The following is a 25,034-nucleotide window of genomic DNA, read 5'->3' as shown; positions in this document are numbered from 1 at the left end:
GCGGGGTGGAGCAGCTTGGTAGCTCGTCGGGCTCATAACCCGAAGGTCGTCGGTTCAAATCCGGCCCCCGCAACCAAATACAAGACGATAGATTGAGTACTTATTTAGTATACAATTGTTAAGTCGTCTACGGATGCGCCGCTTGATTCAACGCCTGCTTCTCGCAACCAATCACATCGCTCTTTTCATAATGCTGCGAAGCATGAATCCCCAAAAGCTAAACTTTTATCCGCATCATATGATGTCGGACGATTTCGTTTGTGTTTAAAACACGATATGAATCGGCTGACGTACAAGTATGATGAGGCTTCGCGTGTTTTATCTACTTTAATTAACAGAGTTATCCACATACGTCGTTCTGTGGATAAGTTGGTTGATAAAGTGTTTTTAGCTTGACTTTTTATGATGGGGAAGAAAGATCTTTTCTCTAAAGTGAAGTTGAAACAACAAAGAAATATCAATTAAATCGTTGTTATATAAAGAAAAAATAAGTTTTTTGTCGGATCGAGTACGTTAAAATACGATCATTAACTGGTATTTTTTTGATCCTAGTCATTTCTCCGAGCTGTGTTTAACTTTTTTCTGCTAGCTTGTTTTTCTTGAATCTCAAATTTTTTTCCACATTACAAAATTGAGAACAAGGTCATGAATTGAACATGCAAAAGTACTTTCAATCTCTTGCATATAGACTACGCTCTATGCGTCTCTCGGCAGTCCCTTCTCGACTATCCTTATTAAGCGTTGCTTTTTCGTCTCTATAGATGAATTACTCTCAGTGGGGAGTTGATTCAGTTGCTCTGTCAAAGCCCATTTAATGTGCTCATCAAGTAATTTATTTTCACCTTGCCGACTTTCCAGCGCATCTATGATTCGCTGACTATATTCTGCATTACCAAGTGCGACAGCGATGTTACGTAGCCACTGTATATGACCAATACGACGGATAGCGGAGCCTTCCATATTTTTTAGAAAAGTCGCTTCATCCCAGTTAAACATGTCGACGAGGTCAGGGTTTTTGAAACTGTCACGACGGTGGAAATCATCTTGCTCCGTTATGTCGGCGTAGCGGTTCCATGGGCAAACCAATTGACAGTCGTCACAACCATAAATGCGGTTACCCATTGGCTTTCGAAACTCTTCAGGAATCACGCCATCGAACTCGATGGTGAGATAAGAGATACAACGCCTGGCATCGACAATTTTGTCTTCAACGATGGCTTGTGTTGGGCATGATGTAATGCATGCTTTGCATTTACCGCACTGATCAACACTTGGCTCATCTACGGGTAGTGGTAAGTCGATAAGTAGTTCACCTAAAAAGAACCACGATCCACAGTCTTGATCTAAAATCAGGGAATGTTTCCCGGTCCAACCTAAGCCCGCTTTTTGGGCGAGAGGTCGCTCTAATATTGGTGCGGAATCAACGAAAGGTCGGTAACCATATTGACCAACCTCTTGTTCAATAAGTTTGCCGAGCTTATTTAGCTGCTTTCTGACGAGCTTGTGATAATCGCGCCCTAGTGCGTAGCGGCTAATATAGGCATGACTTTTATTCGCGAGGTTCGAAGCGAATTGAGCCTCTGGTGGCAGATAGTCCATCCGGACGCTGATAACACGAACGGTTCCCGGGAGTAGCTCATGGGGTCTAGCACGCATCATACCGTGACGAGCCATCCAATCCATGGAGCCGTGATAGCCTGCATCAAGCCATTTTTGTAGTGCTGCTTCATGTTCACTCAGATCAACGTCGCAGATCCCAACTTTTTGGAAGCCGAGTTCTTTTCCCCAAACTTTGATTTGTTGTGCGAGTTGTTCGTAGTTCATGTTAACCACCGGAATAAAGGGGGGCGGATCTTAACGGATCTCTGGCTTTGGTGCTACCCAGTTAGGTACGTTTTTGATGTTGTGAATACTGCTTATTGAAGTCATTTGCATATATTCTAAATCTAGGTCGATACTAAGATGATTAAGATACCGTTTATTGGATACTTTTTTCGCACATATGACATTTGAAAGCTTGTCTCTCAAAACCAACACGGTTTACTATTCCTGTTCTTTTGATTTTTATATAGTCAACGATCATTAGTTAGAGAAGCATCAATGAGCACGAAACAATTCAATTTAAAAGATGAGCATGAAACGGTTGCACTAGGCACCGCTTTGGCTCAGCTTTGTTCCCAGCAAACCACAATTTATCTGCATGGTGATTTGGGTGCAGGTAAAACAACCTTTAGTCGTGGTTTTGTCCGTGCTCTTGGTCATCAAGGTAACGTGAAAAGTCCAACTTATACTCTAGTCGAACCGTACCAGTTGGATCAGTGGCAAGTATATCACTTCGACCTTTATCGTCTTGCGGATCCTGAAGAGCTTGAGTTTATGGGGATTCGAGACTATTTCACAGACGATGCGATTTGCTTGGTTGAATGGCCTGAAAAAGGGCATGGCTTACTGCCACAACCGGATCTTGATGTAAACATTCGCTACCAAGGTGAGCAACGTGTAGCCGAACTAACAGCTAATAATGATTATGGTGTGCAGTTACTCAGTCGATTGGAGCTATGTTGAGTTTTTCAAATTTTAGAGTAGTGGCGACGTTTGTCGCCACTTTTCTCCTTCTCATCCCCAATTTAGCATTTGCTAACGTCGTTAAGAGTTTTCGAGTTTGGCCTTCACCTGATGAAACACGTGTTGTCATCGATTTAGGCTCGGAAGCTGACTATTCCTATTTCTCTTTATCAGGGCCGGATCGCCTTGTCGTGGATTTAAAAAGCACGACGATGCAGGCCAAACTGCCTGTTACTGTTACGGATAGCCCTGTTTTAAAACTGGTACGAAAAAGCTCGCCTCCAGAGAAGGGCACTTATCGTTTGGTGTTTGAACTAAAAAAGAGCGTTCAAGCGGAATTATTTAAATTAAGCCCAACACCAGGTGGGCAGTATGGTCACCGCTTGGTGATTGATTTACCGCACGGTAAGAAGGCATCGACCTCTAAACCGAGTAAGCCAGCGGCGGCCAGCAAAGACATGAGTTCAGTTCAACGAGCTCAAGAAGTGTTAATTGTTATCGACCCTGGTCACGGTGGGGAAGACCCTGGCTCTATTGGCCCTTCACGTCGTAAGTACGAGAAAGATGCGGTATTGAGTATCTCAAGAAAAATTGCTGCTCAGCTCGATGCGACTCCTGGTATTAAAACGCGCATGACTCGTACGGGAGATTATTTTGTAAACTTAAACCGTCGTGTCGCGATTGCTCGTGAAAATGATGCGCACTTGCTGATTTCCATTCACGCAGATGCGTTTACTTCACCGAAGCCTCGCGGTGGATCGGTCTTCGTACTAAATACTCGTCGTGCAAATACCGAAATTGCTCGTTGGGTCGAGAACCATGAGAAACAGTCTGAGTTATTGGGCGGCTCGGGTAATGCGTTCTTCACGAAGACAAAAGATCGTAACGTGAACCAAACTTTGTTGGACTTGCAGTTTAGTCATTCACAAAAAGAAGGCTATAAGCTGGCAACAGAAATCCTAGGTGAGATGGGACGTGTTGCGCACCTGCATAACACCAAACCGATCAACACCAGCCTTGCGGTTTTACGCTCTCCACAGATTCCGTCTGTGCTAGTGGAAACGGGTTTTATTTCTAACCCAACAGAAGAGCGATTACTGTTTCAACGAGCGCACCAAGATAAGTTAGCTCAGGCTATCACTAAGGCGGTCGTCAAGTACTTAAAAGATAACCCACCAGAGGGTACGGTGTTCTCGCCTTCAGCGAAGCCAATGGTACATATTGTAAAGCGTGGCGAGTCATTATCGGTGATCGCGAACAAATATGGGCTTAGCTCTAAAGCGCTGATGTCGGCAAACAACTTGAAGTCGACAGGCTTGGCAATTGGTCAGAAGCTCAACATTCCTTCTGCTGGTACGATTAAAGTGCCAAGTAAACCGATTACTGTTGAGACAGAAACCATTACGCACAAGGTTAAGTCTGGTGAGTTCTTAGGTAAGATTGCGAATCACTATAAAGTGAAGGTTTCAGATATCCGCCGAGAGAATAACTTGAAGTCAGATACCTTGTGGGTAGGGCAAAAGTTGAAGATAACGGTCGCGGTAAAAGATAAACCGATTCGTAAGCACAAGGTTTCTCGGGGTGAGTTCCTTGGCAAAATAGCGTCCAAATACGGCGTTAGCGTATCGAGCATTCGTAAAGCGAATAACTTACGCTCTGATCAGCTAGCGGTTGGGCAAGTCCTGATCATTCCAAACAAGTAGGTGAGCTCCTAACTCATTATGACGATTAAAATTTTGCCAGCCAGACTTGCAAACCAAATCGCCGCAGGGGAAGTGGTCGAAAGACCTGCTTCTGTGATTAAAGAGCTGGTTGAAAATAGTCTTGATTCTGGCGCAACTCGAATCGATATCGATATCGAGAAAGGAGGCGCAAAGCTGATTCGTGTTCGTGATAACGGAAAAGGTATCGCGAAAGATGAACTCGGCTTAGCGCTCAGTCGTCATGCGACATCTAAGATACATACCTTAGATGATCTCGAAGCCATTATGAGTCTAGGTTTTCGCGGTGAAGCGTTAGCCAGTATTAGCTCAGTCTCGCGTTTGACGCTCACGTCGCGTCCTGCGGCACAAGAAGAAGCCTGGAGTGCCTACTCCGAAGGGCGTGATATGCAGGTGAAGCTTAAGCCAGCAGCGCACCCGATTGGCACTACCGTTGAGGTGTTGGACTTATTTTTTAATACTCCAGCGCGTCGCAAGTTTCTTCGTACGGAGAAAACCGAATTTGCTCATATTGATGAGTTATTGAAACGCATTGCGTTAAGCCGCTTTGATGTCACCATCAATGTGCGTCATAACGGCAAGATCATCCGTCAATATCGCGCGGCGAAAAATCAGCTTCAAACCGAAAAGCGTATTGCTGCTGTCTGCGGTAATGCGTTTGTGCGGCATATGCTCAGAATCGAGCTTGAGCATCAAGGGTTAAAGTTACATGGGTGGATTACCACACCAGAGGGAGCAAGGCAGCAAAGCGATTTACAATATTGCTATGTGAATGGCCGAATGATGCGTGACAAATTAATCAATCACGCGATTCGTCAAAGCTATGAAATGAGCTTAAAGCCAGATCAGTTTGCTGCGTATGTGCTCTTTATTGAGCTAGATCCGCACCAAGTAGATGTGAATGTTCACCCTGCTAAGCATGAAGTGCGTTTCCACCAAGCTCGTTTGGTGCATGATTTCATCTATCAAGCTTTGACGGATGCACTTTCACAAAGCGCTGTGATTGATAAACCACAGGTGAATGAATCGGCATTTCATCGCGTGGAACCGACTGAATCCGAAGAGATTGAGCATTCGCCAGAGCCTGAAAAAGTACAAGAGCCAGCATCTTCACCGGTGCCAGAGCGGGTTTATCAAGCGATAGAGAGTACACCGGCTTATCCTGGACGCAGTGATTATGAAGTGAAGCCTCGTAATAGCGGTCTTAGTGAGACCTCCGTGCGAGAGGCGCGCGTAGTGGAGTCATTCAAACGTAATGATTGGGTGGAATCCAAACCCGCACCAAAGCCAAGTCACAGTAAAGAGCGCCACGTAGAACCAGCGCCAACTAAACAAGAAGTACGCGCTTATCACGAGCTGCTGAAAACGCCAGAGTTTGAGGCTCAGGCAGTCACTCCAATAGCGCCCCAAACGATAACTTCGCAAACATCAATGCCATCGATTACTGCATTAGGCAAAGCGCTGATGGTGGTCGATGAACAATTTGTTTTGATGAGCAGTGACAGTGGGGCGGCGTTAGTCTCGTTACCTAGAGCAGAATTTTATCGTGTAAAAGGCCAGCTCACTCCAAGCGATGGTGCACTTAAGGCACAACCTCTGCTTGTTCCTCTATCTATTAAGTTAGAGGCCGAATTAGTGAGACTGGCCCAAGATTATCAACAAGATTTGGCATTGCTTGGTATTCAATTGAAAGCGAGAAACGAGCACGCCTTAATGGTGATGGGCGTCCCAGCTCCGCTGCGTCAACAAAACTTACAAAATTTAGTACCAGATCTGTTATCTTACGCGCAATCTTGTGTGAACGAAGGTATAGCAGCGGCTCAGATGCTGTCTGAGTTGATAGATTGGCTCGCATTACAGGTCACGACAGTGAAGAGTCACTATACTTTTTCTGAAGCCATTCAAATTATTGCGGAACTTGAACAGCTAAGACATGGTCAATTGCCATTAGAAGATACAAAATTCGTATCCGCTGTTGATTTCTCTGCCACGATAGCCAAATTAAAACCATGACAGATAAACTACCTTTGGCGCTATTTTTAATGGGGCCAACTGCATCAGGCAAAACTGAGCTGGCGATTCGTCTTCGTCAAAAATTTCCGGTTGAGATCATCAGTGTTGATTCTGCTTTGATCTACAAAGGGATGGATATCGGTACGGCGAAACCGGATGAAAAAGAGCTAAGTTTGGCGCCTCATCGCTTGATAGATATTTTGGATCCAAGTGAATCTTACTCTGTCGCCGACTTTCGTCGAGATGCATTGAAAGCGATGGATGATATTGTTGCAGAAGGAAAAATTCCACTTCTTGTGGGTGGAACAATGCTGTATTACAAGGCGTTACTTGAAGGTTTATCACCACTTCCTGCTGCAAATCCTGAAATTCGTCAGCAAATTGAACAAGAGGCATTGACTAAAGGTTGGTCAGTGTTGCACGATGAACTCAAAGAGGTTGATCCTGTGTCAGCCGCGAGAATCCATCCCAATGATCCCCAACGTTTATCTCGGGCATTGGAAGTTTTTCGCATTTCAGGTAAAACTTTGACTGAATTGACTCAAACGAAAGGTGAAAGCCTACCATACAGAGTCAAGCAGTTTGCAATAGCTCCCAAGGATAGGGCAGAACTTCACCGTCGGATTGAACTCCGTTTCGAGAAGATGATGGAAGCGGGCTTTGAAGAAGAAATGAAAGCGTTACATTCGCGAAAAGATCTTCACCCCGATCTTCCTTCCATACGATGCGTCGGTTACCGACAGATGTGGGAGTATTTAGATGGGGAGTGTACACGTGACGAAGCGGTATTTCGTGGCGTATGCGCGACTCGTCAATTGGCCAAGCGTCAAATCACCTGGTTACGCAGCTGGGATGATTTAACTTGGTTGGATAGCGAGAACATTGAACAGGCATTAGAAACGATGTCGGAAGCAATAGCATCTGATTGACATAGCTGTGTATAATGTGATCGTTTTTGCGTGAACGCACTCTCAAAGGATCTGTTGTTGGCAGTTTTTATACTATGCTGCTAATTACTTAGAGTGCATTTTTGATTCGTTTAGCTCAGATGCAAAAGCCGTATCTTTTGCATTGCACCACTAGCTAAATAATTACAACTACAAATTAAATAAGGAAAATAAAAATGGCTAAGGGGCAATCTCTACAAGACCCATTTCTAAACGCGCTACGTCGTGAGCGTATCCCGGTATCTATCTACCTTGTGAATGGTATTAAACTACAAGGTCAGATCGAATCATTCGATCAATTTGTGATCCTGCTGAAGAATACTGTTAACCAAATGGTGTACAAGCACGCGATCTCAACAGTTGTGCCGGCTCGTCCAGTGAGCCATCACAGCGGTGAACGTCCACAAGGTGAGCGTCCACAAGAGAAATCAGAAGATTAATTCTTCATCGAGGATTTTTAAAATAAGGAGTTGATTGCTTGTTTGACCGTTATGAATCCGGTGAGCGAGCCGTACTTGTTCATATCAACTTCACGCAAGAAGGTGAATGGGAAGATCTGGCTGAGTTCGAAATGCTGGTTTCTTCTGCTGGGGTAGAGGCGCTACAAGTGGTAACTGGTAGTCGTCAATCCCCACACCCGAAATACTATGTCGGAGAGGGTAAGGCCCAAGAGATTGCTACAGCGGTACAATCAACTGGTGCCGAAATTGTGATTTTTAATCACGCCCTCTCTCCTGCCCAAGAACGTAACCTCGAAGCACTGTGCCAATGTCGAGTTCTCGACCGCACTGGTCTTATTCTCGATATCTTTGCTCAACGAGCTCGAACACACGAAGGTAAGCTACAGGTAGAGCTGGCTCAACTTCGTCATATCTCTACTCGTTTGATTCGTGGTTGGACGCACCTTGAAAGGCAGAAAGGTGGTATCGGTTTACGTGGCCCGGGTGAAACCCAGCTGGAAACCGACCGTCGCTTATTGCGTGACAGAATCAAAGCCATCCTGCGACGCTTAGACAAAGTAGCGAAGCAGCGTGAACAAGGGCGCCGCGCCCGAAATCGAGCTGAAATCCCAACGGTTTCACTTGTGGGTTACACCAACGCGGGTAAGTCGACACTCTTCAACCGTATTACAGAAGCTGGCGTGTACGCGGCTGATCAATTATTTGCTACTTTGGACCCGACTTTACGTAAGATAGAGTTAGCAGATGTTGGTCCTGCCATCTTGGCAGACACGGTTGGTTTTATTCGACATTTGCCACACGACTTGGTTGCGGCCTTCAAGGCAACCTTGCAGGAAACGCAAGAAGCTGACATTTTGTTACATGTTGTTGATGCCAGTGATGAGCGTTTTCGTGAGAATATTCAAGCTGTTCATGAAGTACTAGAAGAGATCGACGCGCATGAAGTGCCGACTCTGGTTGTCATGAACAAAATCGACAATCTAGATTCGCAGAAACCACGTATAGAACGAGACGAGGAAGGCGTACCTCGCGCAGTTTGGGTTTCAGCAATGGATGGGTTGGGCATTGATGTCCTGTTTGAGGCGCTGACGGAACGTCTGGCGTCACAAATGGTCGAGCATCAGTTGCGAATTCCTCCACAGTATCAAGGACGATTCCGTAGTACCTTCTTCCAAATGAAGTGTATTCAACGTGAGGAATATGACCAGGATGGTAACTTGTTGATCGATATTCGAATGCAGCAAGTAGATTGGTCTAGACTTGAAAAAAGAGAAGGGGCAGTTTTGACTGGCTTTATAGTCACTTAAAGGACTGCTACAGTATAACGTCATATCAAATGATGGAGCTTTCTAATGGCGTGGAATGAGCCTGGAAATAACAACGGCAACAATGGCCGCGATAATGACCCTTGGGGTAATAATAATCGTGGTGGCCAGCGTCCTGGTGGCCGAGATCAAGGTCCGCCAGATTTAGATGAAGTGTTCAACAAACTGAGTCAAAAGCTGGGCGGCAAGTTTGGTAAAAAAGGCGGCGGTGGTTCTCCAATCGGCGGCGGTGGTGGTAGTGCAATTGGCTTTGGCGTGATTGCTCTGATTGCTGTTGCAGTTTGGTTCTTCGCTGGTTTTTACACCATCGGTGAAGCAGAGCGTGGTGTTGTACTGCGTTTAGGTAAATACGATCGTATCGTAGACCCAGGTCTTAACTGGCGTCCTCGCTTTATTGATGAGTACGAAGCGGTAAACGTACAAGCGATTCGTTCACTACGTGCATCTGGTCTAATGCTGACCAAAGATGAAAACGTTGTAACAGTTGCGATGGATGTTCAGTACCGAGTGACTGACCCATACAAATACTTGTACCGTGTAACCAATGCAGACGACAGCTTGCGTCAAGCAACGGATTCTGCACTACGTGCAGTAATTGGTGACTCATTGATGGATAGCATTCTAACCAGTGGTCGTCAGCAAATTCGTCAAACTACGCAAGAAACACTGAACCAAATCATTGATAGCTATGATATGGGTCTGGTACTTGTTGATGTGAACTTCCAGTCTGCTCGTCCACCAGAGCAAGTGAAAGATGCGTTTGATGATGCAATCGCAGCACGTGAGGATGAAGAGCGTTTCATTCGTGAAGCTGAAGCATACAAGAACGAAATCTTGCCTAAGGCAACGGGTCGTGCAGAGCGTTTGAAGAAAGAAGCACAAGGTTACAATGAGCGTGTCACTAACGAGGCTCTTGGTCAGGTAGCACAGTTCGAAAAACTACTACCAGAATACCAAGCAGCGCCTGGTGTAACGCGTGATCGTCTGTACATTGACGCAATGGAAGAGGTGTACTCAAGCACTTCGAAAGTGTTGATTGACTCGGAATCAAGCGGCAATCTTCTTTACCTTCCAATCGATAAGTTGGCGGGACAAGAGGGCAAAGCAGATACCAAACGTAAATCGAAGTCATCTTCAACCTATGATCAAATTCAACTTGAGTCTGATCGTACACAAGAAGACACTTCGAACACGCAGTCTCGTTCAACAGGTTCACGTCAAGGGAGATACTAAGAATGCGTAAGTTAATGATCCCTGTACTGGTAATCGCACTGGCATTAATGTTGATGTCTTTGTTTGTGATTCCTGAAGGTGAGCGCGGTATCGTGGTTCGATTTGGTCGTGTCTTGAAAGACAACAACGACATCACTCGAATTTACGAGCCTGGTCTGCATTTCAAGATGCCTTTGTTTGACCGTGTGAAACAACTTGATGCACGTATCCAAACAATGGATGGCCGTGCAGACCGTTTCGTAACGTCTGAGAAAAAAGACGTTATCATTGATACCTACGTGAAGTGGCGTATTGAAGATTTTGGTCGCTACTACCTCGCGACTGGCGGTGGTAACTCGCTAACGGCAGAGGCACTACTTGAGCGTAAAGTGACGGACGTGCTTCGTTCTGAAATCGGTGCTCGTGAAATCAAACAGATCGTATCTGGTCCACGTAACGATGATGTGCTACCAGAAGACGCAAGTGCCGATGTTGTCGCAACTGAAGCGGCTCGTGAGGCGCTTGAGATTGATGGTGAACGCGACCTAATCATGTCTGAAGTATTGAAAGACACGCGTGAAAGCGCAATGAAAGACTTGGGTGTTCGTGTCGTTGATTTCCGAATGAAGAAAATCAACCTGCCTGATGAAATCAGTGAGTCTATCTACCGTCGTATGCGTGCGGAGCGTGAGTCCGTTGCTCGTAAGCACCGTTCTCAAGGTCGTGAAAAGGCGGAAGTTATTCGTGCTCAAGCAGAACTAGAAGTAGCAACTATTCTAGCTGAAGCTGATAAAACTGCGCGTGTGACACGAGGTGAAGCGGATGCTGAGGCTGCGAAGATTTATGCTGAAGCGTACAACAAAGACCCTGAGTTCTTTAGCTTCCTACGCTCGCTACGTGCGTATGAGAAGTCCTTCAGCTCTAAGAGCGATATTCTGGTGCTTGATCCGAAGAGTGAGTTCTTCCAATACATGAACCAGTCGAAGGGCAGCATGGAGAAATAATCTCCGCGTCTCATTGAAATAAAAGGCTCCTTAGGGAGCCTTTTTTGTATCTGATGCTAAGTGCTAGCTCATCATGATAGCGATTACGGCTCCAGCAACTACTAGGCAGCCACCGATGCGTCGTAGCTGATTGTTGGGTTGTTCACTTAATTGAGCCACCATATTCCGCCAACCGTTAGGAGCAATCAGTGGCCCAATGCCTTCCACGATCAAGACGAGCCCAATCGCCAACCATATGGATTCAGACATAGCGCTTTCCAGTCTAATAGATAAAGCTAAATACTATCAGTGATATGCTGATTTCAAAATGAACAAAGCGGCAAGATGACATTCTGGTAGCAACTCTGTGAACAAAAAATGACTGCAAGAAGCGTGATTCGGTGCTAGAATCCATTTTTAACTAGCAATCAGACTTGGAAAGATGGGAAATAACGTAGTCGTTCTAGGCACCCAATGGGGTGACGAAGGTAAAGGTAAAATCGTAGACCTTTTAACTGAAGATGCAAAATACGTGGTACGCTACCAAGGCGGTCACAACGCAGGTCACACTCTCGTAATTGACGGTGAAAAAACCGTTCTTCACTTAATTCCATCAGGTATCCTTCGCGATAACGTAAAATGTGTTATCGGTAACGGTGTTGTACTATCACCTGAAGCTCTACTTAAAGAAATGAAGCCTCTTGAAGAGCGCGGTATTCCAGTACGCGAGCGTCTTTTCATTTCTGAAGCATGTCCGCTAATTCTTCCTTACCACGTTGCAATGGACCAAGCTCGCGAAATCGCTCGCGGTAAAAAAGCTATCGGTACTACTGGTCGTGGTATCGGTCCAGCATACGAAGATAAAGTTGCTCGTCGCGGTCTACGCGTTGGCGACCTATTCGATATTGCGACTTTCGCAGAGAAGCTAAAAGAAGTCATGGAGTTCCATAACTTCCAACTAGTTAACTTCTACAAAGCGGAACCAGTAAGCTACGAAGAAGTACTTGAGCAAGCTAAAGGCTACGCTGAACTACTAACGTCAATGGTTATCGACGTAACTGACGAACTAGACGCAGCACGTAAGCGCGGCGACAAGATCATGTTCGAAGGTGCACAAGGTACACTACTTGATATCGACCACGGTACTTACCCGTACGTAACGTCTTCTAACACGACTGCTGGTGGTGTTGCTGCAGGTTCTGGTTTTGGTCCTCGTCACATCGGTTACATCTTGGGTATCGCAAAAGCGTACTGTACTCGCGTTGGTGCTGGTCCATTCCCGACTGAACTATACGACGGTTTAGATAAGCAAGATCCAATTGGTAAGCACTTAGGTGAAGTTGGCCACGAGTTCGGTGCGACAACTGGTCGTCTACGTCGTACAGGTTGGTTCGATGCTGTTGCTATGCGTCGTGCAATCCAAATCAACTCTGTATCTGGTTTCTGTCTAACTAAACTAGACGTACTAGATGGTCTAGAAGAGTTAAAAATCTGTACTGGTTACAAGATGGAAGATGGCTCTGTGCTAGAAGTTTCTCCGATGGCTGCTGAAGCATTCGAAAAAGCAACGCCAATCTACGAAACAATGCCTGGTTGGTCTGAGAACACATTTGGTGCTAAGTCACTAGATGCTCTACCACAAGCCGCTCTTAACTACATCAAGCGTATTGAAGAGCTAACTGGCGTTCCAGTAGACATCATCTCTACGGGTCCTGACCGTAACGAAACTATCATCAAAGTTCACCCATTCGAAGCTTAATTGATAGCCGTTAAAGATTGCAAAAGCCGACCTTCTGGTCGGCTTTTTTGTATCTGAACAAAAACAGCGTGACTCTCATATGGCAAGCTTTTGCCGCTGAGCCTAAATCAGAGGCAAAAATTGTCTAAAGCTTAGCTGTTTTTTGCCGATAAGGTTATCAAGCAGAGGAGATCCTTCACCGATCTTTGGTTTCTTAGATACCTTAAGGGTACGTTTATGAAGTTACGAACAGTGGCTGCTTCACTGTTGTTGACCTTGGTTGCTACCACAGTGAAAGCTAATGTTGCTGATGTGGGGGCACCAGTTCCGATCTATACCGAAGCAGAGCTGATAAAGCTTATTGAGCAAAATAAGCACTTACAACGTGTGCGCGCTGATAACTGCCAGCTGGTGGAGGATATCGTAGCTCGTGCGACTCGAATTAACTTACCCGCTTATGAGTTTCTATACGGAGATATGTTGGCTTGGGGGGTGTGTGTCGAGCAAGATGTCGAACTGGGTCTTTACTACATCGAAAATGCAGCGCATCAGGGGTTACCAGCTGCACTAGAGCAGATTGGCCGATACTATTCGCGTGGCACTTTAGTACAGCAAGATAAAGAACGTGCAATTCCATATTTGCGAGAAGCTGCGTCAATGGGAAACCTAAACGCGCGTATTCATCTGGCCGAGTTGCTTTTACGTGATTATGGCAGTCCACTCGATTACGAAGATGCGTATCGTTGGTTATATAACTCTGTCACAGCAGATAAGCGGCAGCATAAGCGCATAACTGTATTGAGAAACGGCCTTGAACAGCGCATGCCACAAAACGTTATTGCTCGAGCTAAACGGCGAGACACCTTTTGGTAACGCTTCAATATTGCAAACAACTTCATACAACAAAGCCCACGTCACGTGGGCTTTGTTGTTTTCCCGATAGTTGGTAGCGCTTAAACCACTTTGTGTGGACCGAAGCATTCGTAATGGAATTGCTCTTCTGGTACGCCAAGTTCTAATAGCTGTTTCGCTACGTGCTGCATAAATCCTACAGGACCACAGAAGTATACCTGCACGTTATCTTGCTTTAATGCAGCTTCAATTTCATACAGATTGACAAAGCCCGTGAAGTGGAAGTCTTCACCTAGCTTGTCTTCTGCCGTTGGTTGGTTATACCAAACGAGCGCGTTCATATTTTCTTTTTCTGCAACGAGTTGGTTTACGTGTTGCTTGAAAGCATGCTGTTGGCCATTTTCGGTTGCATGAACCCAAGTTACAGGTGCTTGATGTGCTGAGAGACTTTCTAGCATTGACAGCGTTGGAGTAAGTCCCACACCAGCAGAAATTAGAACAACGGGTGTTTGTGGTTCGGCATCCATAAAGAAATCACCGGCAGGGGCTGCAAGCTGCACTTTTTCGCCAATGTTCAGGCTATCGTGCAGGTAGTTCGACACTTTTCCGCCTTCTTCACGTTTTACTGAGATACGGTAGGTGTTCTCTTGGACCGCAGAAGACAGGCTATATTGGCGAATTTCTTGGTTTTCTAACTGGTCACTGTTGATGTAGATGCCAAGGTATTGTCCCGGTTTATACGGCGCCACTTTTTGGCCATCGGTTGGCTTGAACACAAAGCTGCAAATGTGTTTGCTCTCAATCTTTTTATCGACTAATTCAAATTCGCGTAGACCGCGCCAGCCGCCTTCCAAAGCTTCATTTTGTTGGTAAATTTGTTCTTCGCGCTGAATAAATACATTCGCAAGTACGCCGTAAGCCTCAGCCCAAGCATCCAACACCTCTTGACCTGGATTAAAAAGCTCATCGATTGTTGCAAGTAAATGCTTACCAACGATTTGGTACTGATCTTCTGTGATCAAAAAGCTCGTGTGCTTATGCGCAATTTTCTCTACTGCGCCAAGCAGAGCTGGCAAATTTTCAATATTGGCAGCATAGGCACAGATAGCGTTGAATAATGCTTCACGCTGATCGCCGTTACGCTGGTTACTCATGTTAAAAATATCTTTCAACTCAGGGTTATGAGTAAACATACGCTCGTAAAAGTGCGCGGTCAGTTTTGGTCCTGTTTCGGCGATGAGTGGTGCGGTCGCTTTGACGATCTCGATAGTTTGATTGCTGAGCATAAGGGCTTCCTACTTTAAGTTGTATTTATAATGCATGTTTAAAGTTGTATCTCAAATGTATCTTTCGATCAAGAAAAGATTTACACTTTTATCGATAGCTCAAGTTTGGGGTTTTAGCATCACCAGCGGGCTATTGAGTCGCACTTTGGGAGAGAATATGCAGTTAACTAGTTTCACTGATTATGCGTTGAGAACCTTAATTTTCTTGGCTTCGTTGCCGGAAGATGAGTTAACCAGCATTACCGAAGTGACGGATTTATTTGGTGTGTCACGCAACCATATGGTTAAAGTTATCAATCGGTTAGGGCAGTTGGGTTATGTCCATACCGTGCGCGGAAAAAACGGTGGTATCCGGCTGATGAAGCCAGCGTCTGAAATCACAGTCGGTGGTGTTGTGCGCGATTTAGAGCCGTTAGATTTAGTCAACTGTGGTGTGGATTTTTGCCATATTACCCCTGCTTGCCGCCTCAAAGATAAATTGGCGAAAGCAAAAAGTGCCTTCCTGGCGGAGTTGGATGACTGCACGATTGAATCCTTGCTCAGTGACAATTCTGAACTTTTGATCTTGCTTGCTCGTCCTTAACTCATTTGCATGCCTAGAGTCGATCTCGATCATTCTTTTTTCAAAGCAATTCTGTAGCTTATCGAGAGACTCAGATATACTAGCCATATACCTTCCTTGCTAGATAGGCGTGCCTATGTCAGACAATATTCCAAACGATCCTTTTGCAGATCGTGAATCCAAAAATTACGAAAATCCAATTCCAAGCCGAGAGTTTATCATCGAGTTTCTAGAGCAAGCGGGCGTTCCAATGAATCGTAACGACTTGTTTGAGGCACTAAAGCTTGAGGGCGAAGAGCAATACGAAGGGTTGCGTCGTCGGCTACGTGCGATGGAGCGAGATGGCCAACTGGTGTTTACCCGCCGTCAGTGCTATGCATTGCCTGAAAAACTTGAAATGGTGAAAGGTTACGTGATTGGTCATCGTGATGGCCATGGTTGGGTACGTCCAGAAGGCAGCGTCGGCAAGGATGATGATATTCTGTTACCGCACCATCAGATGAAGAACATCATCCACGGTGATTTTGTCTTAGTGCAACCGACAGACAACAGCAAGCGCGGCCGCCGTGAAGGACGTTTGGTGCGTGTGCTAGAGGAGCGCAATGATCAAATCGTTGGTCGTTTCTTCCTTGAATATGGATACTCCTATGTTGTCCCAGATGACTCGCGTATCAGCCAAGATATCCTGATCCCAAATGAGCACAAAGCGGGTGCACGCATGGGTAACGTAGTCGTAATTGAAATTACTGATCGTGGCTCACGCTCACGCGGCATGATGGGTAAAGTGGTTGAAGTCCTTGGTGAAAACATGGCACCAGGTATGGAAACACAAATTGCGATTCGTACACACCAAATCCCTCACGAATGGCCAGAAGCCGTCGATAAACAAATCGAAAACTTAGGCGAAGAAGTACCAGAAGAAGCGAAAGTTGGTCGTGTGGATCTACGTGATTTGCCACTAGTGACCATTGACGGCGAAGACGCACGAGACTTTGATGATGCCGTTTACTGTGAAAAGAACAAAGAAGGTGGTTGGCGTTTATGGGTAGCGATTGCTGACGTCAGTTACTACGTTCGTCCTGACTCTGCGTTGGACAAAGAAGCGATCAATCGTGGTAACTCAGTATATTTCCCGTCGCAAGTTGTGCCGATGTTGCCAGAAGTACTATCGAACGGCCTATGTTCGCTCAACCCGCAAGTAGATCGCTTGTGTATGGTGTGCGAAATGACCATTTCTGATACCGGTAAGCTGTCTGGTTACAAGCATTACGAGGCGGTGATGAACTCGCACGCTCGTCTCACATATAGCAAAGTGAGCGCGATTCTAGAAGGGGATGAAGAACTACGTGAGCGCTACCAGCCGCTTGTTTCTCATCTAGAAGAGTTGCACAAGATGTACAAAGTGCTGAAAGAAGCACGAGATCAACGCGGTGCAATCGAATTTGAAACCGTTGAAACCAAATTTATTTTCAATGCGGAACGTAAAATCGAAAGTATTGAGCCAGTAATTCGTAATGACGCGCATAAGATCATCGAAGAATGTATGATTTTAGCCAACATTGCTTCGGCATCGCTGGTAGAAAAAGCGAAAGAGCCCGCGCTTTATCGTATCCACGAATCTCCAGGTGAATTACGCCTGCAAGGTTTCCGTGACTTCTTAAGTGAACTTGGTCTTGAGCTAAAAGGTGGTTTAGAGCCTTCACCAACGGACTATGCTGATCTCGCACGTCAAATCTCCGGGCGTCAAGATCAAGAGTTGATTCAGACCATGCTGCTACGCTCAATGAAGCAAGCGGTATACAACGCAGATAACGCGGGGCACTTTGGGTTGGCATTGAAACGCTATGCGCACTTTACGTCGCCAATTCGTCGTTACCCTGACTTGTTACTTCACCGTGCAATCAAGTATCTGATTGCTAAAGAAGAAGGTCGTAATCAAGATCGCTGGACACCAACAGGTGGCTATCATTACTCGTTTGACGACATGGATTTTTACGGCGAACAATGTTCGATGACAGAGCGCCGTGCTGATGATGCAACACGTGATGTTGCGGATTGGCTGAAGTGTGAATATATGCAAGACCACGTCGGTGATGAACTAGACGGTGTTATTGCTAATGTCACTAGCTTTGGCTTCTTTGTACGTTTAACGGATTTGCACATCGATGGTTTGGTACATATTTCTACCCTTGCGAACGACTACTATCAATTTGACCCGATTGGTCAACGACTTATTGGTGAAAGTTTCGGTAACATCTATCGCTTAGGTGATGCAGTAAAAGTAAAAGTACTGGCTGTTAACCTCGATGATAAGCAAATTGACTTTGAATTGGTCGAAACAAGTCGTAAGCTACGCGGCGAAGGTAAGACTGCGAAGAAACGCGCAGCGGAAGCAAAACGCAAAGCGAAAGATAAAAAACGCGCTGCGACTCGCTCTTCATCGAAAGAAGGTGGCGCGGCTCGTGCAGTTCCTGCGATAGAGCCAACTAAACGCCCAGAAGAAACGGGCGCAACGAGTAAGCGTAATGGCCCAAAACGTGGTGACGCCGAAGGCAACGAGAAGCCTAAAGTGAAAAAAGCACGTAAAAAGAAGCCGCACAGTAAGCCGAAGAAAACCAAGCGCACTAAAAAAGAAGCGCAGTAGGTTGAAGCGCCAACTTAGTTCAAACTTGGTTGGCGCAGGCAATACGACCAGAACAACAGGTTAAACAATGAGTAACGAATTTATCTACGGCATTCACGCAGTGAAGGCGGTATTGGAGCGCGAACCAGAGCGTTTTATCGAGGCGTACGTTTTAAAAGGTCGTCAAGATGATCGCCTAATGCCAATCCTAAATGATCTTCAGGTTTGTGGTGTTTCTATTCAGCAGATGACACGTAAAACCTTGGATGACAAAGCGCGCGGTGCAAATCACCAAGGCATCATCGCTCGTGTGAAACCAGCGAAGCAGCTGAATGAGAACGATATAGATGACATCCTGGCGCAGCACGAATCACCACTGCTATTAGTGTTAGACGGAGTGACCGATCCACATAATCTTGGTGCGTGTTTACGTAACGCAGATGCGGCAGGTGCTGCGGCGATCATCGTACCGAAAGATCGTTCTGCGCCAATGAATGCGACGGTAAGTAAAGTCGCTTGTGGTGCAGCTGAAGTCGTACCATTGATCCGAGTGACTAACTTGGCTCGTACTATGCGTACATTGCAAGAGAAAGGCATCTGGTTTGTTGGTACTGCGGGTGAAGCAACGCACGACATCTACCAAGCCAAACTGACTGGACCTCTTGCTATCGTAATGGGGGCTGAAGGTGACGGTATGCGTCGTCTGACTCGTGAAACCTGCGACGATTTGATTAAGATCCCAATGGCTGGTAGCGTTTCAAGCTTGAACGTATCTGTGGCATCCGGCATCTGTTTGTTTGAGGCAGTTCGTCAGCGTATTGCTGCAAAGTAACGACGAAACAAACAGTTACTGTAGAATCAGACATAATGATAAAAACAAAGGATGGGGTGCCATCCTTTGTCGTTTTCACCGATTTATAAATAAAAATCCTCAGGGAAGTTATGACTCAACAAGACATTAAATTCATCGCCTTCGATCTAGATGGTACTTTGCTTGATAGCGTGCCAGATCTAGCTGTCGCGGCAGACCAAGCAGTACAGGCGCTTGGCTTTCCATCGGTTTCAGAAGAACAAGTTCGTGATTATGTGGGTAACGGCGCAGACGTGCTTATTGGTCGCTCATTAAGCCAAAGCCTGACCATCAACCCAGAGCTGAGTGAAGAGCTTCGTGCTAAAGCGCGTGTATTGTTTGATGATTACTACGAGCAAAGTGGTCACAAGCTCAGTCACCTATACCCAACGGTAAAAGAGACACTAGCAGAGCTGCACAAAGCGGGCTTTGTTATGGCGTTGGTGACTAACAAACCTTCAAAGTTTGTGCCTGACGTTTTGGAAAAGCACGACATCGCAAAATACTTCGTTGATGTCCTTGGCGGTGATGCATTCCCAGAGAAAAAACCAAACCCAGTAGCATTGAACTGGTTGATGGAAAAGCACCAAATCCAACCAAGTGAAATGCTGATGGTTGGCGACTCGAAAAACGATATTCTCGCAGCAAAGAATGCAGGCTGTGCCTCATTTGGTCTGACATATGGTTACAACCACGGTGAACCTATTTCAGCATCAAATCCAAATTTCGTCGCTGACAGTTTGGCAGAATTATTGGACGTTGTAGCGGTTTCTGCATAACGGCTACAAAAGAGCTTCCAAAATACTCGTTAATGAGTACACTGAGTAAACCGTGCACCTATTACTGCACGGTTTTTTTCATTTAATTAGATTAAGAAGTCAAAGGAATCATTCTAATGAGCAAACCCATTGTATTGAGTGGTGTTCAACCTTCAGGTGAACTAAGTATCGGTAACTACTTGGGTGCTCTACGTCAATGGCAGCAGATGCAAGACGATTATGATTGCCAATATTGTGTGGTAGATCTTCACGCGATTACGGTTCGTCAGGACCCTAAAGCGCTGCATGAAGCAACTCTAGACGCACTGGCAATTTGTCTGGCAGTTGGTGTTGACCCGAAGAAGAGCACGCTATTTGTTCAGTCACATGTACCAGAGCATGCTCAATTAGGTTGGCTTCTTAACTGCTACACTCAAATGGGTGAGCTGAGCCGTATGACTCAGTTTAAAGACAAATCGGCACGTTACGCGAATGACGTAAACGTCGGTCTATTTGACTACCCGGTGTTGATGGCGGCTGACATTTTGCTTTACGGTGCACACCAAGTACCTGTAGGCAGTGACCAGAAGCAACATCTAGAATTAGCGCGCGATATCGCAACGCGTTTCAACAATATTTACTCGCCAGAGCAGCCAATCTTCCAAGTTCCAGAGCCTTACATTCCGACAGTAAATGCGCGTGTAATGAGCCTTCAAGACGCAACGAAGAAGATGTCTAAATCTGATGACAACCGTAAGAACGTTATCACGCTGCTAGAAGAGCCTAAGTCGATCCTTAAGAAGATCAACAAAGCGCAAACCGATACCGAAACGCCACCAAGTATCCGTCATGATATCGAGAACAAGGCGGGCATTGCTAACCTAATGGGTCTGTACTCTGCGGCGACAGGCATGAGCTTCGAAGAGATTGAAGCGAAGTACCAAGGCGTAGAAATGTATGGCCCATTTAAGAAAGATGTTGGTGAGGCAGTTGTAGCAATGCTTGAGCCAATTCAAGCAGAATACCACCGTATTCGTGCTGATCGTGCTTATATGGACGAGGTAATGCAGCAAGGCGCTGAGAAAGCCTCGGCACGAGCGGCTGAAACGCTTAAGAAAGCATACGAAGCAGTAGGTTTTGTAGCTCGCCCATAGTCGCTAAGAACAAATACGAAAAAGCTCCACTTTGGTGGAGCTTTTTTTATGCCTGTATTACTGAAATGGCGTGTCTTTCATACAGCGTTCCATGTCGTAATATTCAACACGTCCTCGAGCCCCTAGAAAGGCAGACTTCACAACCATGCCTTTATCAATGAAGTAACTAAGCTGTACGCATGATATATCGTAGCTGAGTTCTTTAATTCTCGCTGGAATCCAGTAGGTTCCTGGCGTTCTGAGACGCTGAGTAAAGGTAATAACACCCTCGTCACTGACTTCTAGCTCTTCAATACCATCCAGTTCATTTTTGGCTGATTCGATGATGTCTTGATTCGCCGTAGGTTGAAGTGGCTCACTGGCGGTCAACTGACACCCCGCTATTAAGCTAAGTAGGGAGAGAGCTAGCACACTGCGTTGAATTTTTTTCATTTGTCGTTCCTGGGTTTACAGCTAATGAGATCTTATTGTCTCGCGCAGGTGTTATATCTTTTGTGTATGTTTTTGGCTAGTGAGTAATGAAAAGTTATTGAATAAATCATGAAAACTTTGAAGTATGAGGGGCCTGTATAAGAGAGAACGAAGCGAGTAATAGATTCTTGGGCTTGAACAGTGATACAAGTGAAAATTAAAGCATTCTAAATTAGTGACTAATTATATTTTTTATTTGTAACGGAACGGTTGGGTTAATAAGCAACTCAACAAGTGATGTATTTTCTACTCCTTAACATGAAGTGAAAAAGTAAACTGAGTAATCAATCTAAATTCTGACTTGTTTATCAATAGCGCTCTGTATTTATTACAAAAAATGTTTGAATGGGATGCTCTGGCATATTTTCTTATATTCACATGTGATTCATTTCACGGCTTTAATTACTCATTCTTATTTATTTCATAAATAAACCTGATAGTAGACGCAAATGGCAGGCTCTAACCAGAGCTAAGTTTGCATTTACATAAATATCAGGTATGACAATGGACACGTTAATCAAACCCTCAATACTCGCATTAACCATCGCCAGTGCACTTAGTGCAAACGCGAACGCAGAGATTATTATTTCCCAATACGTAGAAGGCGGCGCTTATAATAAAGCGGTAGAGATCGCTAATACGGGTGATACTGCGGTGACACTCACTGGCTACGAGTTGGCGAAATCATCAAACGGTGGTGGTACTTGGGGTAGCACATTCGACCTTAGCCAAGTGACGCTACAAGCTAACCAAGTGTATGTACTGGCGCATGGTGACGCGAGCGATACCATCAAAGCAGTCTCGGATATCACAGATAAAAGCGTTGCGAACTTTAACGGTGACGACCCGATCGCACTGCTTAAAGATGGTGAAGTGCACGACATCATCGGTGTGATGGGTGACGTAGATTTTGGTAAAGACACCACATTGGTTCGTAACAGTGATGCACTAACCCCTTCTGCTACTTATGATGCATCTCAGTGGACGGCATTTGAGAAAGACAACATTGACGGCCTTGGTGAGCTAAATGCGACTGAGCCACCAGCACCATTCGCTTGTGAAGTCGACGGTCAGCAACCTAACTTCACTACCATCCAAGATATTCAAGGTGAAGGCGATACGTCTCCATTCATTGATGGTTACCCATACATTACTGACGAAGATCATTTCGTAACGGGTGTCGTGACTGCTGTTACCACTGGCCTAACCAAAGGTTTCTACCTACAAGCATTAGAAAGCGACAACAACGACAAGACCTCAGAAGGCTTGTTCATTCATACTGACGCGGCAGACACGGCGCTGAAAGCTGGTGACGTTGTTTGTGTGAAAGGTAAAGTTCAAGAGTATTACAGCAATACTCAGCTTGCTTCTGATGCTAACAGCTATGTGAAAACAGGCACCTCTGAAACCCCTCGAGTTACCGATCTTGTTATCAAAGAAGGTGAGACACTACGTGATGCGCTTGAGCGTCATGAAGGGATGCAAGTTGAGTTGACCTCGGCAAGTGACTTGTTTGTAACTCGAAACTTCTCTTACGACTACGATTCACGTCGTAACAATATGATGCTCTCTCATGAAGCGCCATTGTTAAAGCCGACTCAATTACACGCGGCAGAGAGCGATGCAGCCGTTGAGCTAGCAAAAAACAACGCAGCGAACCGCGTATACCTAGAATCAGATGGCAAAGCACCAAACGGCCAAATCCCATACTACCCAGATTTTGCTAAAGATGCAGACCAAGATGGCTCTTCAGAGCAGCACATTCGCCTTGGTTCGCGAGTAGAAGGTCTGCAAGGCGTGGTGGCTTACAGCTACAACGAATACCGCCTGATTGCGACCAATGAAGTCGATAACACCAACTTTGTGACTTCAGGTGAAGGCTTCGATGTGGCTCGTAAAGATGCCCCAGCGATTGCGGAATCAGATTTGCGTATTGCAAGCTTCAACGTACTGAACTACTTCAACTCCGTGGCTGACAGCGGTCATGAAAACCCAACCGGACAAAACCGTGGTGCGACTAACCTAGACGAGTTCCTGATCCAACAAGCGAAAATCGTTGCGGCGATGAACAAGATGGACGCTGACATCATTGGTTTGATGGAAGTCGAGAACAATGGCTTTGGTGATAGCAGTGCTATCCAAAACTTAGTTGATGCCCTAAATGCTGAGATTGATGACGCTGAAGATCATTACACGTATGTCGAAATCGAAGAGCAAGACAAATACCAAGACGAATACTTTGGCAGTGATGCGATCATGGTGGCGATTTTATATCGTGCTAACGCAGTAACGCCAAAAGACGCTGCAAAAGTGATCATCACGCCAGAGCAGCACATTGCAGAAAACACAATTACTCGTAAAGAGGGCACAGAAAGTAACCCTGCTTACGATAAGTACCAACGCCACAGTCTACTTCAGACCTTTACGGTGAAAGAGACGGGTGAAGATTTGTCTATTGTCGTAAACCACTTTAAGTCGAAAGGCTCTGAGTGTATTGAAGAGTGGATTGCTGGTGTAGAAGATTCTGAGCCAGCGGATCTGCAAGGCAACTGTAACAACTTCCGCGTTTCTGCTGCGCACGCAGTGGGTGAAGCGTTGAAAGAGGTGAAAGGCGATGTATTGCTCATGGGCGACCTCAATGCTTATGGCATGGAAGACCCACTTCTGACACTGACTGATTACTCGAAAGAGAAATACGACCGTGACATTTATACTGCTGCTTACACAACCATTGGTGATGGTGAACTTCAAGTAGAGAAGACCAAAATTGAAAAAGGTTACGGTCTGCACAATTTAAACACGTTGCTGCACGGCACTGATACGTTTTCTTACACCTATTCGGGCGAGCTGGGTAATTTGGACCACGCATTGGCAAGCAGCAGCCTAGCGCAAAAAGTGGTAGCAATTGAAGATTGGCACATCAACTCACTAGAGAGTAACTTGTTCGAATACAGCAGCAAGTACACAGGTGATATGCCGAAGTACAAAGATGCGTTCTCTGCCTCTGACCACGATCCAGTGATCATCGCGATTGATTTACCAGATGATGACATCGATTTACCGAAAGCAGGTGACAACTTAGCCGTCGATGTCCGTTTACCACCAACGGCGGTTGTAGGTGATATTGTTACGGTGAACTTAACGCCATCCACACAAGCGGCTGCGGCAAGCAGCGATACGAAAGCTTACTCGGCTAGCCAAACTTTAGTTCAAGCTGATATTGATGCGCGTAGCGTGAATATTGAGTTTGAACAAACGCCAGAGCAAGGTAATTATCAGTTAGAAGAGAAAGTGACTGACTCGACAGGTAATATCGTGAAGTTTAGCTCTGTTCGTGATGTTTCAATGACGCAAACTGAAACTGGAACAGAAGGGTCGAAGGATTCAGATGGTGGTTCGTTTGGTTTTGGCGCGCTATTTGCGCTGCTAGGTCTCGGCTTATTCCGTCGTCGCCGCTAAGCGAATTTACTTTCTGACAAACAGTTCCTAAATAGCTGTAAAGACCAAAGGCCA

The 25,034-nt window shown here is 45.6% G+C and carries 20 protein-coding genes; 16 read left to right on the top strand and 4 right to left on the bottom strand.

The window, feature by feature from the left end:
• Positions 1 to 696: 696 nt before the first annotated feature.
• On the bottom strand, positions 697 to 1,824 hold the full coding sequence (gene queG, locus R7O03_RS20690; protein ID WP_213868912.1) for a tRNA epoxyqueuosine(34) reductase QueG: 1,128 nt from the start codon (positions 1,822 to 1,824) through the stop codon (positions 697 to 699).
• Positions 1,825 to 2,100: 276 nt separating this feature from the next.
• Between queG and tsaE the strand changes: the two genes are divergently transcribed.
• The 8 genes from tsaE to hflC all read left to right on the top strand — a co-directional run bounded on the left by tsaE (position 2,101) and on the right by hflC (position 11,248).
• Positions 2,101 to 2,565 carry a tRNA (adenosine(37)-N6)-threonylcarbamoyltransferase complex ATPase subunit type 1 TsaE gene (gene tsaE / locus R7O03_RS20685; protein WP_005381372.1) on the top strand — a complete coding sequence of 155 codons (465 nt, stop codon included), beginning with the start codon at positions 2,101 to 2,103 and terminating at the stop codon, positions 2,563 to 2,565.
• Positions 2,559 to 4,268 (top strand): N-acetylmuramoyl-L-alanine amidase, encoded by a 1,710-nt coding sequence (locus R7O03_RS20680; protein ID WP_005381374.1) that lies wholly within the window; start codon positions 2,559 to 2,561, stop codon positions 4,266 to 4,268. The genes tsaE and R7O03_RS20680 overlap by 7 nt, the downstream gene beginning before the upstream one ends.
• A gap of 18 nt (positions 4,269 to 4,286) precedes the next feature.
• A complete protein-coding gene (gene mutL, locus R7O03_RS20675; RefSeq protein ID WP_213964607.1) occupies positions 4,287 to 6,299 on the top strand; it encodes a DNA mismatch repair endonuclease MutL in 2,013 nt (670 codons plus the stop codon).
• Entirely contained in the window at positions 6,296 to 7,228 is a 933-nt protein-coding gene (gene miaA, locus R7O03_RS20670) for a tRNA (adenosine(37)-N6)-dimethylallyltransferase MiaA (RefSeq protein ID WP_005395375.1), read from the top strand. Before mutL ends, miaA begins: the two co-directional genes overlap by 4 nt.
• Before the next feature lie 194 nt (positions 7,229 to 7,422).
• Positions 7,423 to 7,686 carry an RNA chaperone Hfq gene (hfq, locus tag R7O03_RS20665; protein ID WP_005381379.1) on the top strand — a complete coding sequence of 88 codons (264 nt, stop codon included), beginning with the start codon at positions 7,423 to 7,425 and terminating at the stop codon, positions 7,684 to 7,686.
• A gap of 38 nt (positions 7,687 to 7,724) precedes the next feature.
• On the top strand, positions 7,725 to 9,014 hold the full coding sequence (gene hflX / locus R7O03_RS20660) for a ribosome rescue GTPase HflX (protein ID WP_005381380.1): 1,290 nt from the start codon (positions 7,725 to 7,727) through the stop codon (positions 9,012 to 9,014).
• A gap of 45 nt (positions 9,015 to 9,059) precedes the next feature.
• Positions 9,060 to 10,265: an FtsH protease activity modulator HflK gene (gene hflK / locus R7O03_RS20655; RefSeq protein WP_017633728.1), complete on the top strand. Its 1,206-nt coding sequence runs from the start codon at positions 9,060 to 9,062 to the stop codon at positions 10,263 to 10,265.
• A gap of 2 nt (positions 10,266 to 10,267) precedes the next feature.
• Positions 10,268 to 11,248 (top strand): protease modulator HflC, encoded by a 981-nt coding sequence (gene hflC / locus R7O03_RS20650; RefSeq protein WP_005381382.1) that lies wholly within the window; start codon positions 10,268 to 10,270, stop codon positions 11,246 to 11,248.
• Between the two features lie 63 nt (positions 11,249 to 11,311).
• Here hflC and R7O03_RS20645 read toward each other — a convergent pair whose 3' ends face one another.
• The gene (locus tag R7O03_RS20645) at positions 11,312 to 11,497 is read right to left on the bottom strand and encodes a DUF2065 domain-containing protein (RefSeq protein WP_005381383.1); all 186 of its coding nucleotides are present in this window, start codon (positions 11,495 to 11,497) and stop codon (positions 11,312 to 11,314) included.
• A 172-nt stretch (positions 11,498 to 11,669) separates the two neighbouring features.
• Here R7O03_RS20645 and R7O03_RS20640 point away from each other — a divergent pair, with 172 nt between their 5' ends.
• Complete coding sequence (locus R7O03_RS20640) at positions 11,670 to 12,986, top strand: adenylosuccinate synthase (RefSeq protein ID WP_318131985.1); 1,317 nt, start codon at positions 11,670 to 11,672, stop codon at positions 12,984 to 12,986.
• Between the two features lie 216 nt (positions 12,987 to 13,202).
• A complete protein-coding gene (gene motX / locus R7O03_RS20635) occupies positions 13,203 to 13,838 on the top strand; it encodes a flagellar protein MotX (RefSeq protein ID WP_005381388.1) in 636 nt (211 codons plus the stop codon).
• 80 nt (positions 13,839 to 13,918) lie between these two features.
• On the opposite strand, the gene hmpA is transcribed toward motX, so the two are convergent.
• The gene (hmpA, locus tag R7O03_RS20630; protein ID WP_065274928.1) at positions 13,919 to 15,103 is read right to left on the bottom strand and encodes an NO-inducible flavohemoprotein; all 1,185 of its coding nucleotides are present in this window, start codon (positions 15,101 to 15,103) and stop codon (positions 13,919 to 13,921) included.
• Between the two features lie 157 nt (positions 15,104 to 15,260).
• Between hmpA and nsrR the strand changes: the two genes are divergently transcribed.
• The 5 genes from nsrR (at position 15,261) to trpS (ending at position 21,050) form a co-directional block, all read left to right on the top strand.
• Positions 15,261 to 15,686 carry a nitric oxide-sensing transcriptional repressor NsrR gene (gene nsrR, locus R7O03_RS20625; RefSeq protein ID WP_005381392.1) on the top strand — a complete coding sequence of 142 codons (426 nt, stop codon included), beginning with the start codon at positions 15,261 to 15,263 and terminating at the stop codon, positions 15,684 to 15,686.
• A 115-nt stretch (positions 15,687 to 15,801) separates the two neighbouring features.
• Positions 15,802 to 18,309 carry a ribonuclease R gene (gene rnr / locus R7O03_RS20620; protein ID WP_017821742.1) on the top strand — a complete coding sequence of 836 codons (2,508 nt, stop codon included), beginning with the start codon at positions 15,802 to 15,804 and terminating at the stop codon, positions 18,307 to 18,309.
• Positions 18,310 to 18,376: 67 nt separating this feature from the next.
• Positions 18,377 to 19,120 carry a 23S rRNA (guanosine(2251)-2'-O)-methyltransferase RlmB gene (rlmB, locus tag R7O03_RS20615; protein WP_005381395.1) on the top strand — a complete coding sequence of 248 codons (744 nt, stop codon included), beginning with the start codon at positions 18,377 to 18,379 and terminating at the stop codon, positions 19,118 to 19,120.
• 110 nt (positions 19,121 to 19,230) lie between these two features.
• Complete coding sequence (locus R7O03_RS20610; RefSeq protein WP_318131984.1) at positions 19,231 to 19,917, top strand: phosphoglycolate phosphatase; 687 nt, start codon at positions 19,231 to 19,233, stop codon at positions 19,915 to 19,917.
• Positions 19,918 to 20,033: 116 nt separating this feature from the next.
• Positions 20,034 to 21,050, top strand: coding sequence for a tryptophan--tRNA ligase (gene trpS / locus R7O03_RS20605; RefSeq protein ID WP_005381398.1), 1,017 nt, complete (start codon positions 20,034 to 20,036; stop codon positions 21,048 to 21,050).
• A 57-nt stretch (positions 21,051 to 21,107) separates the two neighbouring features.
• Here trpS and R7O03_RS20600 read toward each other — a convergent pair whose 3' ends face one another.
• Complete coding sequence (locus R7O03_RS20600) at positions 21,108 to 21,482, bottom strand: hypothetical protein (protein ID WP_318131983.1); 375 nt, start codon at positions 21,480 to 21,482, stop codon at positions 21,108 to 21,110.
• A 543-nt stretch (positions 21,483 to 22,025) separates the two neighbouring features.
• Between R7O03_RS20600 and R7O03_RS20595 the strand changes: the two genes are divergently transcribed.
• Positions 22,026 to 24,980: an ExeM/NucH family extracellular endonuclease gene (locus tag R7O03_RS20595; RefSeq protein WP_318131982.1), complete on the top strand. Its 2,955-nt coding sequence runs from the start codon at positions 22,026 to 22,028 to the stop codon at positions 24,978 to 24,980.
• Positions 24,981 to 25,034 lie beyond the last annotated feature (54 nt).

The organism is Vibrio sp. Vb2960 (assembly GCF_033337665.1).
GTDB classification, from domain to species: domain Bacteria; phylum Pseudomonadota; class Gammaproteobacteria; order Enterobacterales; family Vibrionaceae; genus Vibrio; species Vibrio alginolyticus.
The sequence above is the reverse complement of the archived record's forward strand: the minus strand, read 5'-3'. Positions and strand labels throughout refer to the sequence as shown.

What these genes read in the sequence shown, in the direction of transcription:
- queG (WP_213868912.1), bottom strand. Translation starts at nt 1,824, where the DNA reads ATGAACTACGAACAACTCGCACAACAAATCAAAGTTTGGGGAAAAGAA.
- tsaE (WP_005381372.1), top strand. Translation starts at nt 2,101, where the DNA reads ATGAGCACGAAACAATTCAATTTAAAAGATGAGCATGAAACGGTTGCA.
- R7O03_RS20680 (WP_005381374.1), top strand. Translation starts at nt 2,559, where the DNA reads ATGTTGAGTTTTTCAAATTTTAGAGTAGTGGCGACGTTTGTCGCCACT.
- mutL (WP_213964607.1), top strand. Translation starts at nt 4,287, where the DNA reads ATGACGATTAAAATTTTGCCAGCCAGACTTGCAAACCAAATCGCCGCA.
- miaA (WP_005395375.1), top strand. Translation starts at nt 6,296, where the DNA reads ATGACAGATAAACTACCTTTGGCGCTATTTTTAATGGGGCCAACTGCA.
- hfq (WP_005381379.1), top strand. Translation starts at nt 7,423, where the DNA reads ATGGCTAAGGGGCAATCTCTACAAGACCCATTTCTAAACGCGCTACGT.
- hflK (WP_017633728.1), top strand. Translation starts at nt 9,060, where the DNA reads ATGGCGTGGAATGAGCCTGGAAATAACAACGGCAACAATGGCCGCGAT.
- hflC (WP_005381382.1), top strand. Translation starts at nt 10,268, where the DNA reads ATGCGTAAGTTAATGATCCCTGTACTGGTAATCGCACTGGCATTAATG.
- R7O03_RS20645 (WP_005381383.1), bottom strand. Translation starts at nt 11,497, where the DNA reads ATGTCTGAATCCATATGGTTGGCGATTGGGCTCGTCTTGATCGTGGAA.
- R7O03_RS20640 (WP_318131985.1), top strand. Translation starts at nt 11,670, where the DNA reads ATGGGAAATAACGTAGTCGTTCTAGGCACCCAATGGGGTGACGAAGGT.
- motX (WP_005381388.1), top strand. Translation starts at nt 13,203, where the DNA reads ATGAAGTTACGAACAGTGGCTGCTTCACTGTTGTTGACCTTGGTTGCT.
- hmpA (WP_065274928.1), bottom strand. Translation starts at nt 15,103, where the DNA reads ATGCTCAGCAATCAAACTATCGAGATCGTCAAAGCGACCGCACCACTC.
- nsrR (WP_005381392.1), top strand. Translation starts at nt 15,261, where the DNA reads ATGCAGTTAACTAGTTTCACTGATTATGCGTTGAGAACCTTAATTTTC.
- rnr (WP_017821742.1), top strand. Translation starts at nt 15,802, where the DNA reads ATGTCAGACAATATTCCAAACGATCCTTTTGCAGATCGTGAATCCAAA.
- rlmB (WP_005381395.1), top strand. Translation starts at nt 18,377, where the DNA reads ATGAGTAACGAATTTATCTACGGCATTCACGCAGTGAAGGCGGTATTG.
- R7O03_RS20610 (WP_318131984.1), top strand. Translation starts at nt 19,231, where the DNA reads ATGACTCAACAAGACATTAAATTCATCGCCTTCGATCTAGATGGTACT.
- trpS (WP_005381398.1), top strand. Translation starts at nt 20,034, where the DNA reads ATGAGCAAACCCATTGTATTGAGTGGTGTTCAACCTTCAGGTGAACTA.
- R7O03_RS20600 (WP_318131983.1), bottom strand. Translation starts at nt 21,482, where the DNA reads ATGAAAAAAATTCAACGCAGTGTGCTAGCTCTCTCCCTACTTAGCTTA.
- R7O03_RS20595 (WP_318131982.1), top strand. Translation starts at nt 22,026, where the DNA reads ATGGACACGTTAATCAAACCCTCAATACTCGCATTAACCATCGCCAGT.